Origin of the sequence: Bartonella refiksaydamii (assembly GCF_902652675.1) — a bacterium.
Classification (GTDB): Bacteria; Pseudomonadota; Alphaproteobacteria; order Rhizobiales; family Rhizobiaceae; genus Bartonella; species Bartonella refiksaydamii.
The window spans coordinates 44,998-58,042 of sequence record NZ_LR736295.1; the positions used below are offsets into that span (position 1 = coordinate 44,998).

12 protein-coding genes and 2 tRNA genes are annotated in these 13,045 nt (G+C 36.9%); 8 read left to right on the top strand and 6 right to left on the bottom strand.

What is annotated here, in order from left to right:
* Nucleotides 1-45: 45 nt before the first annotated feature.
* From GQO39_RS03880 to rpe, 3 genes are all read right to left on the bottom strand, one after another.
* On the bottom strand, nucleotides 46-594 hold the full coding sequence (locus GQO39_RS03880; RefSeq protein ID WP_156851026.1) for an alpha/beta hydrolase: 549 nt from the start codon (nucleotides 592-594) through the stop codon (nucleotides 46-48).
* A gap of 78 nt (nucleotides 595-672) precedes the next feature.
* Nucleotides 673-1,977 (bottom strand): adenylosuccinate lyase, encoded by a 1,305-nt coding sequence (gene purB / locus GQO39_RS03885; RefSeq protein WP_156851027.1) that lies wholly within the window; start codon nucleotides 1,975-1,977, stop codon nucleotides 673-675.
* A gap of 9 nt (nucleotides 1,978-1,986) precedes the next feature.
* Entirely contained in the window at nucleotides 1,987-2,661 is a 675-nt protein-coding gene (rpe, locus tag GQO39_RS03890; protein WP_007553846.1) for a ribulose-phosphate 3-epimerase, read from the bottom strand.
* 133 nt (nucleotides 2,662-2,794) lie between these two features.
* Between rpe and GQO39_RS03895 the strand changes: the two genes are divergently transcribed.
* Nucleotides 2,795-3,328, top strand: a complete 534-nt coding sequence (locus GQO39_RS03895) for a flavin reductase (RefSeq protein ID WP_156851028.1) — start codon at nucleotides 2,795-2,797, stop codon at nucleotides 3,326-3,328.
* 321 nt (nucleotides 3,329-3,649) lie between these two features.
* Nucleotides 3,650-4,066, top strand: a complete 417-nt coding sequence (gene dksA, locus GQO39_RS03900; RefSeq protein WP_156851029.1) for an RNA polymerase-binding protein DksA — start codon at nucleotides 3,650-3,652, stop codon at nucleotides 4,064-4,066.
* Between the two features lie 52 nt (nucleotides 4,067-4,118).
* Here dksA and GQO39_RS03905 read toward each other — a convergent pair whose 3' ends face one another.
* Complete coding sequence (locus GQO39_RS03905) at nucleotides 4,119-4,640, bottom strand: flagellar biosynthetic protein FliO (RefSeq protein ID WP_156851030.1); 522 nt, start codon at nucleotides 4,638-4,640, stop codon at nucleotides 4,119-4,121.
* Between the two features lie 190 nt (nucleotides 4,641-4,830).
* Between GQO39_RS03905 and GQO39_RS03910 the strand changes: the two genes are divergently transcribed.
* Entirely contained in the window at nucleotides 4,831-7,374 is a 2,544-nt protein-coding gene (locus GQO39_RS03910; RefSeq protein ID WP_156851031.1) for an ATP-binding protein, read from the top strand.
* A 277-nt stretch (nucleotides 7,375-7,651) separates the two neighbouring features.
* Here the strand turns inward: GQO39_RS03910 and purN are convergent, their stop codons facing one another.
* A complete protein-coding gene (gene purN, locus GQO39_RS03915; RefSeq protein ID WP_156851032.1) occupies nucleotides 7,652-8,263 on the bottom strand; it encodes a phosphoribosylglycinamide formyltransferase in 612 nt (203 codons plus the stop codon).
* Nucleotides 8,260-9,345 (bottom strand): phosphoribosylformylglycinamidine cyclo-ligase, encoded by a 1,086-nt coding sequence (purM, locus tag GQO39_RS03920; RefSeq protein ID WP_156851033.1) that lies wholly within the window; start codon nucleotides 9,343-9,345, stop codon nucleotides 8,260-8,262. Before purM ends, purN begins: the two co-directional genes overlap by 4 nt.
* A gap of 182 nt (nucleotides 9,346-9,527) precedes the next feature.
* Between purM and GQO39_RS03925 the strand changes: the two genes are divergently transcribed.
* The 5 genes from GQO39_RS03925 (at nucleotide 9,528) to GQO39_RS03945 (ending at nucleotide 12,788) form a co-directional block, all read left to right on the top strand.
* Complete coding sequence (locus GQO39_RS03925) at nucleotides 9,528-10,739, top strand: AI-2E family transporter (RefSeq protein ID WP_156851034.1); 1,212 nt, start codon at nucleotides 9,528-9,530, stop codon at nucleotides 10,737-10,739.
* On the top strand, nucleotides 10,736-11,425 hold the full coding sequence (gene hdaA, locus GQO39_RS03930) for a DnaA regulatory inactivator HdaA (protein ID WP_156851035.1): 690 nt from the start codon (nucleotides 10,736-10,738) through the stop codon (nucleotides 11,423-11,425). Before GQO39_RS03925 ends, hdaA begins: the two co-directional genes overlap by 4 nt.
* Nucleotides 11,426-12,199: 774 nt before the next feature.
* A tRNA-Pro gene (locus tag GQO39_RS03935) sits at nucleotides 12,200-12,276 on the top strand.
* Nucleotides 12,277-12,367: 91 nt separating this feature from the next.
* A complete protein-coding gene (locus GQO39_RS03940) occupies nucleotides 12,368-12,673 on the top strand; it encodes an ETC complex I subunit (protein WP_156851036.1) in 306 nt (101 codons plus the stop codon).
* A 38-nt stretch (nucleotides 12,674-12,711) separates the two neighbouring features.
* A tRNA-Arg gene (locus GQO39_RS03945) sits at nucleotides 12,712-12,788 on the top strand.
* Nucleotides 12,789-13,045: the final 257 nt, after the last annotated feature.

The window sequence follows — 13,045 nt, forward strand, 5'->3', positions numbered from 1 at the left end:
AATGAAACTGTATAGATAGGGTAAAGACGATTATCTTTTTTTGAATCAGATTTTTGCAAGAAAATGAGAGAGAACCATAAGTCCTTCAGGCCAAGGTCCATGTCCAGATTCTGCATTAATGTGGCCTGATTGACCAGCGTCCACAAAGAGTGCACCCCAATTATTGGCAAGATTCTCTGCTACTGAGAATTGACAAAATTCATCGTTTCGGCTGGCTATAACTACAGAGGGAAAGGATAATTTTTTGCAATAATAAGGGCCAAATGTCATTAAATGTTTGGGGCGTATTTTTTCATTGTTTACATCTGGAGGTGCAACAAAAAAGGCACCACAAACTTTTTCTGCGTTTTGTATAGTTGCTTGAACAGCAGTTGGAACTCCTAATGAATGGGCAATAATCATAACGGGCTTTTGAGCTTGTGCAATAGCGAATTTAACCTCATTAACCCATTCTTCACAAACAGGTTTTGACCAGTCGACTTGTTTAATACGGTGAGCTGTAGATAATTTCTTTTCCCATCGTGTTTGCCAATGATCAGAGCCAGATCCTTTGTAGCCAGGAACAATGAGAATATCAAGTTGGTTTGCTTTCATGAATTGTTTCCTCATTACAAAACAGATTTTAGATCATAGATGGAAGAAAATATGTTAGTTCCTTATACGCAATTTTTATCACTCCCCAAAAACACGTTTAAAAATTGTGTTGATATGTTTTGTATGGTAAGAAAGGTCGAATTTTTCGCGAAGTTCTGTCTCACTTAAAACTTTTGTAACATCGTTGTCATTGAGCAGTTCTTCTAAAAAATCTTTTCCTTGTTCCCAAACCTTCATCGCATTTCGTTGTACGATCCGATAAGCATCTTCACGACTCATTCCAGCTTGCGTGAGTGCTAAAAGCACCCGTTGTGAATGAACAAGCCCACGGAATTTATTAAGATTTTTTTTCATGTTTTCTGGATAGACAATTAGATTTTCAATGACAGATGTGAGTCTGGCAAGAGCAAAATCAAGTGTAATGGTAGCATCAGGGCCAATATAACGCTCAACAGATGAATGAGAGATATCACGTTCATGCCAAAGTGCTACATTTTCCATGGCAGGAATTGTAAATGCACGCACCATACGTGCTAATCCTGTTAAATTTTCTGTTAAAACTGGATTACGTTTATGGGGCATAGCGGATGAGCCTTTTTGCCCAGGTAAGAAATGCTCTTCTGCTTCAAGAACTTCTGTTCGTTGAAGATGGCGTATTTCTATAGCTAATCTTTCAATAGATGAAGCAATAACACCAAGTGTTGCAAAGAACATGGCGTGACGATCACGTGGTATGACTTGGGTGGAAACAGGTTCAGTGCGCATTCCCAATGCTTTTGCTACATGTTCTTCAATGCGTGGGTCAATGTTTGCAAAAGTCCCTACAGCCCCTGAAATAGCGCAAGTAGAAATTTCTTCACGTGCTGCAAGAAGACGTTTGCGACAACGGAAAAATTCAGCGTATGCAAGAGCGAACTTAACTCCAAATGTTGTCGGTTCAGCGTGAATGCCATGACTTCGCCCAATGGTGATTGTTCCTTTATGTTCAAAAGCACGTTTTTTTAATGCTTCAAGAAGTTGGTCTATGTCTTTTAGCAAAATATCACTGGCACGCATCAATTGAATATTAAGCGTTGTATCTAGAACATCTGATGATGTCATACCTTGGTGAATGAAGCGTGCTTCTGGTCCAACAAATTCAGCTAAGTGGGTTAGGAAGGCAATGACATCATGTTTGGTGATTGCCTCAATTTCATTAATGCGATTAACATCAAATTCGGCTGCTTCCCCTTTTTCCCAGATGATCTTTGCTGCTTCTTTTGGAATAATTCCCAGTTCAGCAAGTGCATCACAGGCATGTGCTTCAATTTCAAACCAAATACGATATTTTGTCTTTGCTGACCAAATTGTTACCATTTCAGAGCGAGAATAACGTGCTATCATGATTTTTCCTTATTGTGAGAGAGCTGCTGCTTGGCGCAATGCATTAATTCGGGTTTTGTAAAGTTCTTTGTTTCCATTTTTATAAATTGCAGAGCCTGCGACAAATACATTGGCACCAGCTTTTGCAGCTATTCCAATTGTATCAACAGTGATGCCACCATCTACTTCAAGATCAATAGGTCTGTTAGCGATCATGCTTTTAACGCGCTTGATTTTATCTTTCATTTCTGGAATGAAATTTTGCCCACCAAAACCAGGGTTGACTGTCATGATGAGGATAAGATCTAATTGATCAAGCAAATATTCAAGCACATGTTCTGGTGTGCTTGGATTGATTGCAATTCCTGCTTTTTTTCCTGTTGCTTTGATTATTTGTAGTGAACGATGAAGGTGGGGACTTGCTTCAGCATGAATCGTTATAATATTTGAACCAGCTTTTGCAAAAGCCTCAAGATAAGGATCTACAGGTGTGATCATCAGATGAACATCAAATATTGCTTTGGTTAATGGTCGGAGTGTCTTGACGACATCAGGGCCAAAAGTGATATTAGGGACGAAGTGCCCATCCATTATATCAAGATGCAACCAATCTGCACCGGCATCAACAACATCTAATACTTCTTTGCCAAGTTTGGAAAAGTCAGAAGCCAAGAGTGAAGGCGAAATGAGATGAGAATGAGGCATTAAGATCTCCTAGATTGACTTTTTTAGCATGTAGTTTTGTATACTAAAATATCATTTGTATTATAGAGTATGTGTAATAGATTTTTTTTATGGAAAGATCACTTGAAATTTTATAGCTGTATAAGTGAAAGATATGTCAAACCATACAACACATTTAATGCTTGGACTTCAACATAATATTACTGTTTCCTCGCAAGAATATCGAGATGCTATGAGCCATTTTGCAGGAGCCGTGCATATTGTGACAACAAATGGCATTAAAGGAAGGCGTGGTGTAACAGTTTCAGCATGTTGTTCCTTATCTGATGCCCCCCCAACACTTCTTGTTTGCCTCATGCGGCATAATCCTAAGAATCAGTTATTTATAGAAAATGGTAATTTTTGTGTTAATAGTTTAGCAGGAAAACATCGTTCATTAGCAGATATTTTTTCTAGGTCTTGTCGTGATACACAAAATGAACATTTTAGTATAGCGCGATGGAGTACTTTGCAGACTGGTGCACCTAGTCTTTCAGACGCTTTAGCGTCTTTTGATTGTCGTTTGATTTGTTGGCATGAACATGCAACTCATTTTGTTTTGATTGGTGAAGTTGTTGCGATCAACCGTAATCAAGAAAAAAACGCTTTGATGTATTTGAATCGCGAATATCATACTCTGCCTTTGTAAAGATTTTTATTTTTTGCATACTGAGACGATTTGTTTTTAGTAGGTTTGAGTCTTGCTCCAATAATTGAGTAAGGTTATTGCGTCTGATTTTGAATACCTGCTTTTCTAGGCTTGTAGATATCATGAGAAAGAGGATTTATGGACAAGCCTTGACTAGTCATTATGTCAAGGGAGTGACATGCTATTTAGAAAGAGTAGCTGAAGAGTTAAACAGGAATTTTAAACATATTATAGAGTGTATAAAAAAATATTTTGCGCTTGTATTGATCGGTGTTGCACAATATATAGACCGCACATACCGTATGTGGAGGTTTTTATGGCATGAGCGAAGAGATTGATGATCAATATCGCCCTAGCGAAAACGAGCCTTTTATGAATGAGCGACAAAAGGCATATTTCCGTGCTAAATTGGTTTCTTGGAAAAATGATATATTAAGAGAAGCGCGGGGGACTTTGGAAAATTTGCAAGAAGAGAATGTTGGTCAGCCCGATTTGGCCGATAGGGCGTCTTGCGAAACTGATCGTACAATTGAATTACGTGCTCGTGATCGTCAAAGAAAACTCATTTCAAAAATAGATGCTGCTTTAGAGCGCATCAATAATGGAACTTACGGTTTTTGTGAGGAAACTGGTGAGCCTATTAGTATAAAGCGTCTTGAGGCTCGACCAATTGCAGTTTTATCGTTGGAAGCACAGGAACGCCACGAACGACGGGAAAAAGTTTATCGTGATGATTAAAGTCGGTTGAGATGATGAGCAAGTGAGATGCGCGCTGTTAGAGTTGTGTATTTTATTTTTTGGGGGCAGGGATAAATAAGGATGGCTCTTGTCGCCCTTCAATTTCAGTGATAATTGCTGAATCTTCAACGTTTTGTTTCATAAAAGAGCTAGAAGAATCGTTCTGTGGGCGTTCTCTTTCTTTTGTGGAAAAAGACCTTTTTTCTGTAAGGTTGGCATTTGGAGTGATTTCTGCTGTTGTTAATGTTGGCTGTGCTTCTCTCTTTTGTATGATGGATGTACTGGTGATATTGGATTCTACAACAACATCTGTTAATCCGCCAATAAGAAGCAAATGCTCTTTATCATCACAACGTACCAAAATAAGACTACGCGCGCGATCGATAGCAATTGTATCACATAATGTTAATCGCGTTGGACGCTTTTTTCTGTTGATACTGAATTTTCCTGTGTTTAAACGACGTACAAACAGGATGATTGCAGAAAGAGCAGCGATTGTTATTATAAAAAACACAGCGCTTGTGGTTATGTTCGCGGCAGATGTGCCTATTTGGCTTGATAACCAGACATACATAAAAATTTCTCCCATTTTGGAATGGAAATATTATTTTTTATTGAGATAAGCTTATAAATATACCCTTAAAAGGTTTGCTTATAACATGATATGGGTGACGTTTCTTAGGGAGATATTATCATGGTATGTACTTTATAACAATGATTATGGAGTTAATTTATGGTAACAGCTTTAATCAAGGCAAAGTGAGATGGATAAAAGTTTTGAGAATAATGGAAGATCATCGTCTTCTTCTTCTGTAAATCGAGGAGGTGTGGTTCTTGGTGTTATTTTTGTAATAGCTTTTCTTTTCATTGTGGGTGTTCTAGGTTTTTTTTATCCACAAAGCTATTTGCAAAAGGTCGAATTGATTTCTTTTTTAGCTTTAGCGGTTATAGGGGTTGCTGCACTCGTTCTGATTGGAATGGGAGTTTTAAAATGTAATGCAGCACAATTTCATGAAGATTTTGATCTTCGCATCTTTAATAGTAGCGATGATGCAATTATAATCTCCGATTTATCTGGTTTTGTTTATTACTCTAATCAAAGTTATCGAAAAATTCTTACCTATAAGCCTGACTCCTCTTGTTATGTAGTTATTGCTGATCTTCCTGGGGCTGGTGCACTTGCGTATCGCTTAAAAGTTGCAGCATGTAGTCATCTTGCAGCGCAAGAAGAATTGAGAGTCGAGCAACCAATTTTTGTCCATTCTACGCAAAAAAAATCTGTTTGGTATAATATTTCTGTTCAACCAATTACAAAGCGGGGAAAAAAGCTTTTATTTTGGCGTATTGCTGATGTTTCACATTTGCAAGAATGTCGTGAAGTTTTTTTCTCGAATCTTCAAGAAGCTATAAATCATTTGGATCAAGCTCCTGTTGGTTTTTTGTCCGTGAATAGCCAAGGGAATGTTCTTTATGTAAATGCAGTTTTTGCTGAATGGTTTTCAATTGACTTGGTTAACTTTACTATTGGGCAATATAGTTTTGATCAATTATTTGGTAGCGTTGGAGTTAATGGCGCGTGGCGTGATATTTGTTTGCAATATGACAAACATCAAAGTTCAGGGTACCCTTTACCTTATACGTTTCCGTTATGTTTAAATTCAGAGATCAGTGTTAAGAAAATATTGAATTGTTTTATGTGTGTTTCTTCTCTCCTAGAAGATGAAGCTATTTATCGTATTGTCGTAATTCCGCAGCAGGTACAAAAGGGAGAGAATGATGATCAATCAAAATTACCTAGTGCACTGGTAGGGTATTTTGATGCAAGCCCCTTTGCAATAGCAGTAGCGGATCAGAAAGGACATTTGATTCACATGAATAATGTTTTTTCATCACTCGTAGGATGTACGAGAAAAACTATCAATCTTTATGATGTTATATTTCACCGTGATCATATGCAGCTAGAGCGAGCATTTCAGAAAATTACAACAAATAAAAATTATTCAGTTTCTCTAGAAACAGTTTTAGAAAATAATGAAGAACGCCATTTACGCCTCCATCTTGTACCTATACTGTCTTATTACAGTGAAGCACCGCGAAATTTGGTCATTATCTCTGTTATAGAAATAACAGAACAAAAAACACTTGAAGATAAAATGATGCAAAGTCAGAAAATGCAAGCTGTTGGGCAGTTGGCTGGTGGTATTGCTCACGATTTCAATAATGTTTTAACAGCAATTTTGATGTCATGCGATCTTCTTTTAAATACACATCGTAGTTCTGATCCTGCTCATGCTGATCTTATCAATATCAAAAATAATGCCAATCGCGCAGCTGCGCTTGTACAGCAATTACTAGCTTTTTCTAGGAAGCAAACACTTCGTCCTGAAGAGGTGGATTTTACAGATTTTTTATCAGATATTCGCAATCTCATTTTACCCCTTTTAGGCAATAATGTTCAGTTAAAAATTATTCATGGAAGAGATTTGTGGAGCGTTGAAGTTGATCAAGCATCTTTTCAGCGTGTTATTATGAATTTGGTTATTAATGCGCGTGATGCTATGCCAAATGGAGGGGTTGTCACGATTGCAACAAATAATATTACAAAACAACAGAGTGTTGAATTTGATCATGTTGGTTTTGTAATTGGTGAGTATGTACAATTGACTATTTCAGATACAGGAATTGGTATATCAGCTGCTATACAAGAAAAGATGTTTGAACCATTTTTTACAACAAAAAAAGTTGGACAAGGAACTGGGCTTGGTTTGTCAATGGTTTATGGAATTATCCAACAAACAGGTGGTTACATTTACTGTGATAGCAGAGAAGGAGAGGGAACAACATTTCATATTTTTCTCCCTCGTTATATTTCTCATAATAATGGAAAAATTTTTCCATTGATTGAAAAAGAGGAAGAGCAAGAAAAAAATACAGATTTGACAGGATCTGCGACTGTTTTGTTGGTCGAAGATGAAGATGCAGTCAGAATGGGTGGAGTAAGAGCGCTTCAAATGAGAGGATATACTGTTTTAGAGGCCGCAAGCGGGGTAGAAGCACTTGCCATTCTTGAGGAACATAAGGGAGCTATTGATGTTATCGTTTCTGATGTGGTGATGCCAGAAATGGATGGGCCGACTTTGCTTAAGGAAGCACGTAAAAACTATCCTAATATCAAATTTATTTTTGTTTCTGGATACGCAAAAGATGCTTTTGCTAAAAATCTTCCACAAGATGCTGTTTTTGGTTTTCTATCTAAACCATTTACACTCAAACAGTTAGCACTAATAGTTAAAGAAACACTTTCATAATGAAATAAAAAATTATACAATAGAAACATCGTTTATTTTAAAATTTTTTAAACGAAAGTGGGTATTTTGAAAAGATAGGCGTAGTAGTGAGTAAAGCCTAGTGAACAAAATAAGTTAAGAGTAATTAGAAAATTGACCGTTAAAAAGCTAAAAAAGTATTGCACACTTTGTACAAAAACATTTATGAGGATGATGTAATTTTATCCTATTCAAACTTTATAAGAGAGGAGAGTACAGGAAAGTTTTTTGCAAGGTTGGAAAGCGCTGTTTGATATACTCAAAAGGATAAAAGCTGTTGTTGAGTATTTATCATTTTTTTGTTTCCATCAATGAAGGCTTTTAAGGCTTTGGGGTAGAGTTCGTGTTCCGCTTTAAGTACTCTCTCTGCTAAGTATTCAGTGGTATCATTTGGACAGACTGGAACAGCTGCTTGGGCAAGAATTTTTCCTGCATCCATATCTTCTGTAACAAGATGAACAGTGCATCCAGTGATTTTAACGCCTGCTTGTAAAGCCCTTTCATGTGTATTCAAACCTTTAAATGACGGTAAAAGAGAAGGGTGAATATTTAAAATTCGGCCTTCATAAAGTTTTACGAAACGCGATGAGATGAGGCGCATATAGCCAGCAAAGCAGAGAAGATCTGGATTATGTTGAGCTAAAATCGTAAAGATAGCTTCCTCGTGTGCTTCTCTCGTTGGATAACTTTTGCGATCAACAATGTGCGTAGGCAAGTTATTGTTACGTGCTTTTTCAATGCCGGCAGCATAAGGATTATCGCAAATAACCGCGATGATCTCAGCAGGGTATTCCTTTTGTTTACTTGCCTTGGCAAGGGCAACCATATTAGATCCGTTGCCAGAAATAAAAATAACAATTTTTTTTTTCATAAGTGTAGTACACCTTTATAGAATATTTTTTTATTTTGGCGTTTTGTTAAAATGCCGAGGGGAATAATTTTTTCTCCTTGCATTTCAAGTGCTTGTGTAATTTCTTCAACTGCGTGTTGCGCTACGATAATAACCATGCCAATGCCGCAATTAAATGTTCGCAGCATTTCAGTTTCTTCTATTTTACCTTGTTTGGCAATCCATGAAAAAATTGATGGAATCTGAATGGCAGAAAGATTAATTTCAGCGCACAGAGAAGATGGAAGTACCCGTGGAATATTTTCAGGAAAGCCTCCACCTGTGATATGGGCAAGAGCCTTAATTCCTTCATAATTTCGCATAATAGATAGGAGTGATTTTACATAAATGCGTGTTGGTGTGAGTAGTGCTGTACCAAGGCTGATTTGGGGATTAAATGGAGCTGGATTTTCCCATTTTAAATTATCTTGTTTGATGATTCGTCTTATGAGAGAAAAGCCGTTGGAATGAACTCCAGATGAGTTAAGTCCTAAAATAATATCGCCTTCTGTAAGATTTTTTGAGGGGAGTAATGCGCTGCGTTCGCATGCTCCTACAGCAAAACCTGCTAAATCATAATCTCCCTCTGCGTACATACTTGGCATTTCTGCAGTTTCTCCTCCAATGAGAGCAGCACCTGCTTGTTTACATCCTTCTGCTATACCAGCAATGATTGTCGCACCCTGTTCAGGGTTAAGCTTACCAGTTGCAAAGTAATCAAGAAAAAAGAGAGGTTCAGCACCTTGTACGAGTAAATCATTGACGCACATGGCTACTAGATCAATACCCACAGTGTCATGTATACCCATTTCAATGGCAATTTTTAATTTTGTTCCTACGCCATCATTTGCTGCTACAAGAATGGGATCTGTGAAGCCGGCTGCTTTTAAATCAAAGAGGCCACCAAAGCCGCCAATTTCTGCATTTGTTCCTGCTCGTTTTGTTGAGCGTATAAAGGGTTTAATTTTTTCTACCATAGCATTACCCATATCGATGTTTACACCGGCTTTTGCATAGGTAAGACTGCACTTGGATTTATTATTTATGAGATCTTGGTTGCTCATTGGAGTCTTCCTTATGGAAAATCAGATTTTTATATTATGCAATGCCATGATAAAGTTGCCTCTGCAAGTGGTATTGATATTTAGTATTTAAGAAATAAGCTATTTTACTTGACCTATATCTTTTCTTGACCCATGTAAAAGGGGTTTATAATTTTTTTGTGAAGAGTTTTTTAGGATATTTTATGAGCAAGGTATCAGATAATCAGGACCATTTCACTTCACAGCTTATGAACAAGAAGGTGAGGGAGAGTGGGGCTCGTGACCGTTATAAGACTTATGTGCCAGCTTATACTCAAGTACCGTTACCGAACAATATGAAAAAGCAAATTTTTTTCTGGCTTGGTACGCTGATTTTTTTCATTCTTTTTATGTTTATTTTGGGATCCGTTTTGCTTCCTTTCGTAGCAGGGATTGTGTTGGCTTACTTTCTTAATCCTATTGTTCAATTATTTGAAAAATTTGGTATTCGTCGTGTTTTTGGTACTATCCTCATTACTTTATTTATTGTTGTTATTTTTGTCGCTTCTTTAATTATTTTAATTCCTATTATCAGTTGGCAAATACAGCAGTTTGTGAGTGATGGCTTGCCCGTCTATATTAGTCGTATTCAAACTTTTTTTGTTGAGCATGATTTTGATTGGGTTAGGCGCTATTTTGGTAGTGATCCGAATGAATTACAGAGTAATATTAAAGGACTTTTGGGAAAAAGTTCTGATTTTATTACGTCTCTCTTGAATTCACTTTTGAAGTCAGGAAAATCTATCGTTAATCTTGTGAGCTTATTTGTCGTGGCACCCGTGGTGGCATTTTATATGTTATTAGATTGGCCGCGTATGGTTGCCGCAGTTGATTCGTTAATACCGAGGGATCATCTTGAGACCGTTCGCAGTATTTTTTATGAAATGGATAGAGCTATTGCTGGCTTTGTTCGTGGACAAGGAACAGTTTGTTTAATATTGGGAGGGTATTATGCTATCGGTTTAACTATCACGGGACTTAATTTTGGTCTTTTGATTGGTATGTTTATTGGTCTTATCAGTTTTGTTCCTTATATTGGTACAATGAGTGGTTTTGTGCTTTCTGTTGGTGTTGCATGGGTTCAGTTTTATCCTAATAATTGGGGTTGGATTGTTGTTGTTATGGTTCTCTTTTTAATTGGTCAGTTTATTGAAGGCTACATTCTTCAACCAAAACTTGTGGGTTCGTCAGTGGGATTGCATCCGGTGTGGCTGATGTTTGCACTTTTTGCTTTTTCATCACTCTTTGGTTTTACTGGTATGCTTGTTGCGGTTCCTGCAGCAGCGGCTGTTGGTGTTTTGGTTCGTTTTGCTCTTCATACTTACCTTAATTCTCAGATGTATTCACGAAGTGGCAATTCGGAGTTGTTAGAATGAAGGGGCATGAAACGCAATTACCCTTAAACTTTTTTTATAATCCGGCTTTCCAATTTGATGACTTAGTAGTGACGGAAAGCAATCGTATGGCTTTTCAGCTTATTGATCATTGGCCAAATTGGGTCTTACCTATTGCAGTTTTGGTTGGAAGACAAGGATCTGGGAAAACGCACTTTTCTAGTGTGTGGGCTCAAAAAGCCGACGCTTTAATTTTTCATCGCAATGAAGTTGATCAGGCTATTGCTGTTGCTTCTTCAGGAAGATCGCTTTTAATTGAGGATATTGATGCGGATGAAATTAGTGAAATAGGGCTTTTTCACTTAATTAACAGCGTTAAGCAAGCAAATATTGATGTGCGTCATGCTACGTTGTTAATAACGGCACGTACAGTACCTTTAGCGTGGAATTTAAAGTTAAATGATCTGAAAAGTCGCCTTAATTCTGTTATGTTAGTCGCGATTAATCAGCCTGATGATGCATTGTTAACAGCTGTTGCTTTTAAACTTTTTTCTGATAAACAAATTATTGTTCATCCGGATACCGTTTCTTATCTTGTAAGCCGCTGTGAGCGTTCTTTATTTTCATTAAAACGTGTTATTGATTCTGTTGATCAGTTAGCATTACAAAGAAAAAGTAAAATAACGCGTGCTGTTATTGGTGAAGCCCTTACCATGCAAATACAGTAAATATTTTTTAGTACGACCTAAATTGTTCAATAGAAGTGCTTTTGTTTTATTGTCATTATAGTGTGCAGATAGAAATGCTGTTATTTACGTTTTCTGCTTTTTCTATATCTATCAAGAGTGGATAAAACAGTGTGTTTTTATTTTTTCCTTTTTTGCATAATCTGCTTAATATGTTGTTTGAATAACTTTGCGGTTTTTAATTTATGACAACTTTTTTCATGACTTATACAAACATATTTAAGCGTTTGGAAATAATTTTAGAGAATAAGAATTTTTTCTTCATTGAGAAAAGTGTTTGTTTTTTTAGTTTATAAATTGGCATTGTAGAGAGCATAGAATTTAAAAACAACAGTGATTGGGAAGATAGAAGGGCAGAGGAACTTAACCAGTTTTCTTCATGATGTGCGTTGGATTTTATATGAATTATGAATAAAGTGGAGATATTGAAGCTTTATGCCATTTGGAATTTTTTTGTGATGTTAAAGCCATTTTGTTACGTAAATTATATTCGCTATATGTTTTGTTGTCATGAAAGCTTTTTCAAAGTAATATGAGAATTCTAGGCTTATGAAGAAGTTGATTATTTGTTAACGTGGAGTGGATTTTTTAGGGTATCGTTTTCTTGTTTTTATAAATACATATGTTATTTGTCAGAAAAAGATTTTAAAAAAGTTTTTTTGTAAGAAAAGTAACAAAATTGAAAAAAAAAGTGTTTTTCTCTTGCACTTCTGTTGTGAAAATTTTAGGGAATGTGCATCAAATAAATGTGAATGGCGGAGCGTAGCGCAGCTTGGTAGCGCACCTGATTTGGGATCAGGGGGTCGTAGGTTCGAATCCTATCGCTCCGACCATATTTGGTAGGATGTAGAAGATAGCTCAAGTGGGGGCGTGAAGCGAGAAATTGTTATTTGGGTGTTATGTATCGTCTAAGGAAAATTAAGCATGATTGCACGTATTTATAGTCCTGCGAAGACAGCTATGCAGTCAGGTAGGAGGAACACTGGTTTTTGGATTTTAGAATATGAACCGTTACAGGCAAAAATGCTTGAGCCTCTTATGGGATACACGGCGACATCTGATATGAATAATCAAATAAAAATCCAGTTCAATAGGAAAGAAGATGCAGTTGCTTTTGCGCGCAAGAATGCTATTCCTTATCGCGTAGAAAAAACACATAGACCGATTCGACGTGCTGTTTCTTATTCTGATAATTTTCACAGTGATAGGCAGCAATCTTGGACGCATTGAGTTAAAGATGCTTTTTGGGATTGAGGAAATGATCAGTTGGTCCCGTAGCTCAGCTGGATAGAGCAACGGCCTTCTAAGCCGTGGGTCACAGGTTCGAATCCTGTCGGGATCACCATCCAATTTTCTCCTATGTATAACGTATTGATTCTTTGTAATCTTTTTAAATGTTCGGGAACGTTAACAAAAGTTCGGGAATAGGATTTTCCAACATACCGTTACAAAGCTCATCTTTTTCCTCCAACATTCTCTAATAATTTTTTGAATTCTTTGAGAACCACTGTTTCATATGTGCAAAAACATTCTCTCTTGCATTCATAAGACGAGCAAAATTAAGAAACCATTTGCTAAAGGATTTCGCGCGTCTCAGAGTAT

What these genes read in the sequence shown, in the direction of transcription:
- rpe (WP_007553846.1), bottom strand. Translation starts at nt 2,661, where the DNA reads ATGCCTCATTCTCATCTCATTTCGCCTTCACTCTTGGCTTCTGACTTT.
- GQO39_RS03910 (WP_156851031.1), top strand. Translation starts at nt 4,831, where the DNA reads ATGGATAAAAGTTTTGAGAATAATGGAAGATCATCGTCTTCTTCTTCT.
- GQO39_RS03895 (WP_156851028.1), top strand. Translation starts at nt 2,795, where the DNA reads ATGTCAAACCATACAACACATTTAATGCTTGGACTTCAACATAATATT.
- GQO39_RS03905 (WP_156851030.1), bottom strand. Translation starts at nt 4,640, where the DNA reads ATGTATGTCTGGTTATCAAGCCAAATAGGCACATCTGCCGCGAACATA.
- dksA (WP_156851029.1), top strand. Translation starts at nt 3,650, where the DNA reads ATGAGCGAAGAGATTGATGATCAATATCGCCCTAGCGAAAACGAGCCT.
- GQO39_RS03940 (WP_156851036.1), top strand. Translation starts at nt 12,368, where the DNA reads ATGATTGCACGTATTTATAGTCCTGCGAAGACAGCTATGCAGTCAGGT.
- purN (WP_156851032.1), bottom strand. Translation starts at nt 8,263, where the DNA reads ATGAAAAAAAAAATTGTTATTTTTATTTCTGGCAACGGATCTAATATG.
- purB (WP_156851027.1), bottom strand. Translation starts at nt 1,977, where the DNA reads ATGATAGCACGTTATTCTCGCTCTGAAATGGTAACAATTTGGTCAGCA.
- purM (WP_156851033.1), bottom strand. Translation starts at nt 9,345, where the DNA reads ATGAGCAACCAAGATCTCATAAATAATAAATCCAAGTGCAGTCTTACC.
- hdaA (WP_156851035.1), top strand. Translation starts at nt 10,736, where the DNA reads ATGAAGGGGCATGAAACGCAATTACCCTTAAACTTTTTTTATAATCCG.
- GQO39_RS03925 (WP_156851034.1), top strand. Translation starts at nt 9,528, where the DNA reads ATGAGCAAGGTATCAGATAATCAGGACCATTTCACTTCACAGCTTATG.
- GQO39_RS03880 (WP_156851026.1), bottom strand. Translation starts at nt 594, where the DNA reads ATGAAAGCAAACCAACTTGATATTCTCATTGTTCCTGGCTACAAAGGA.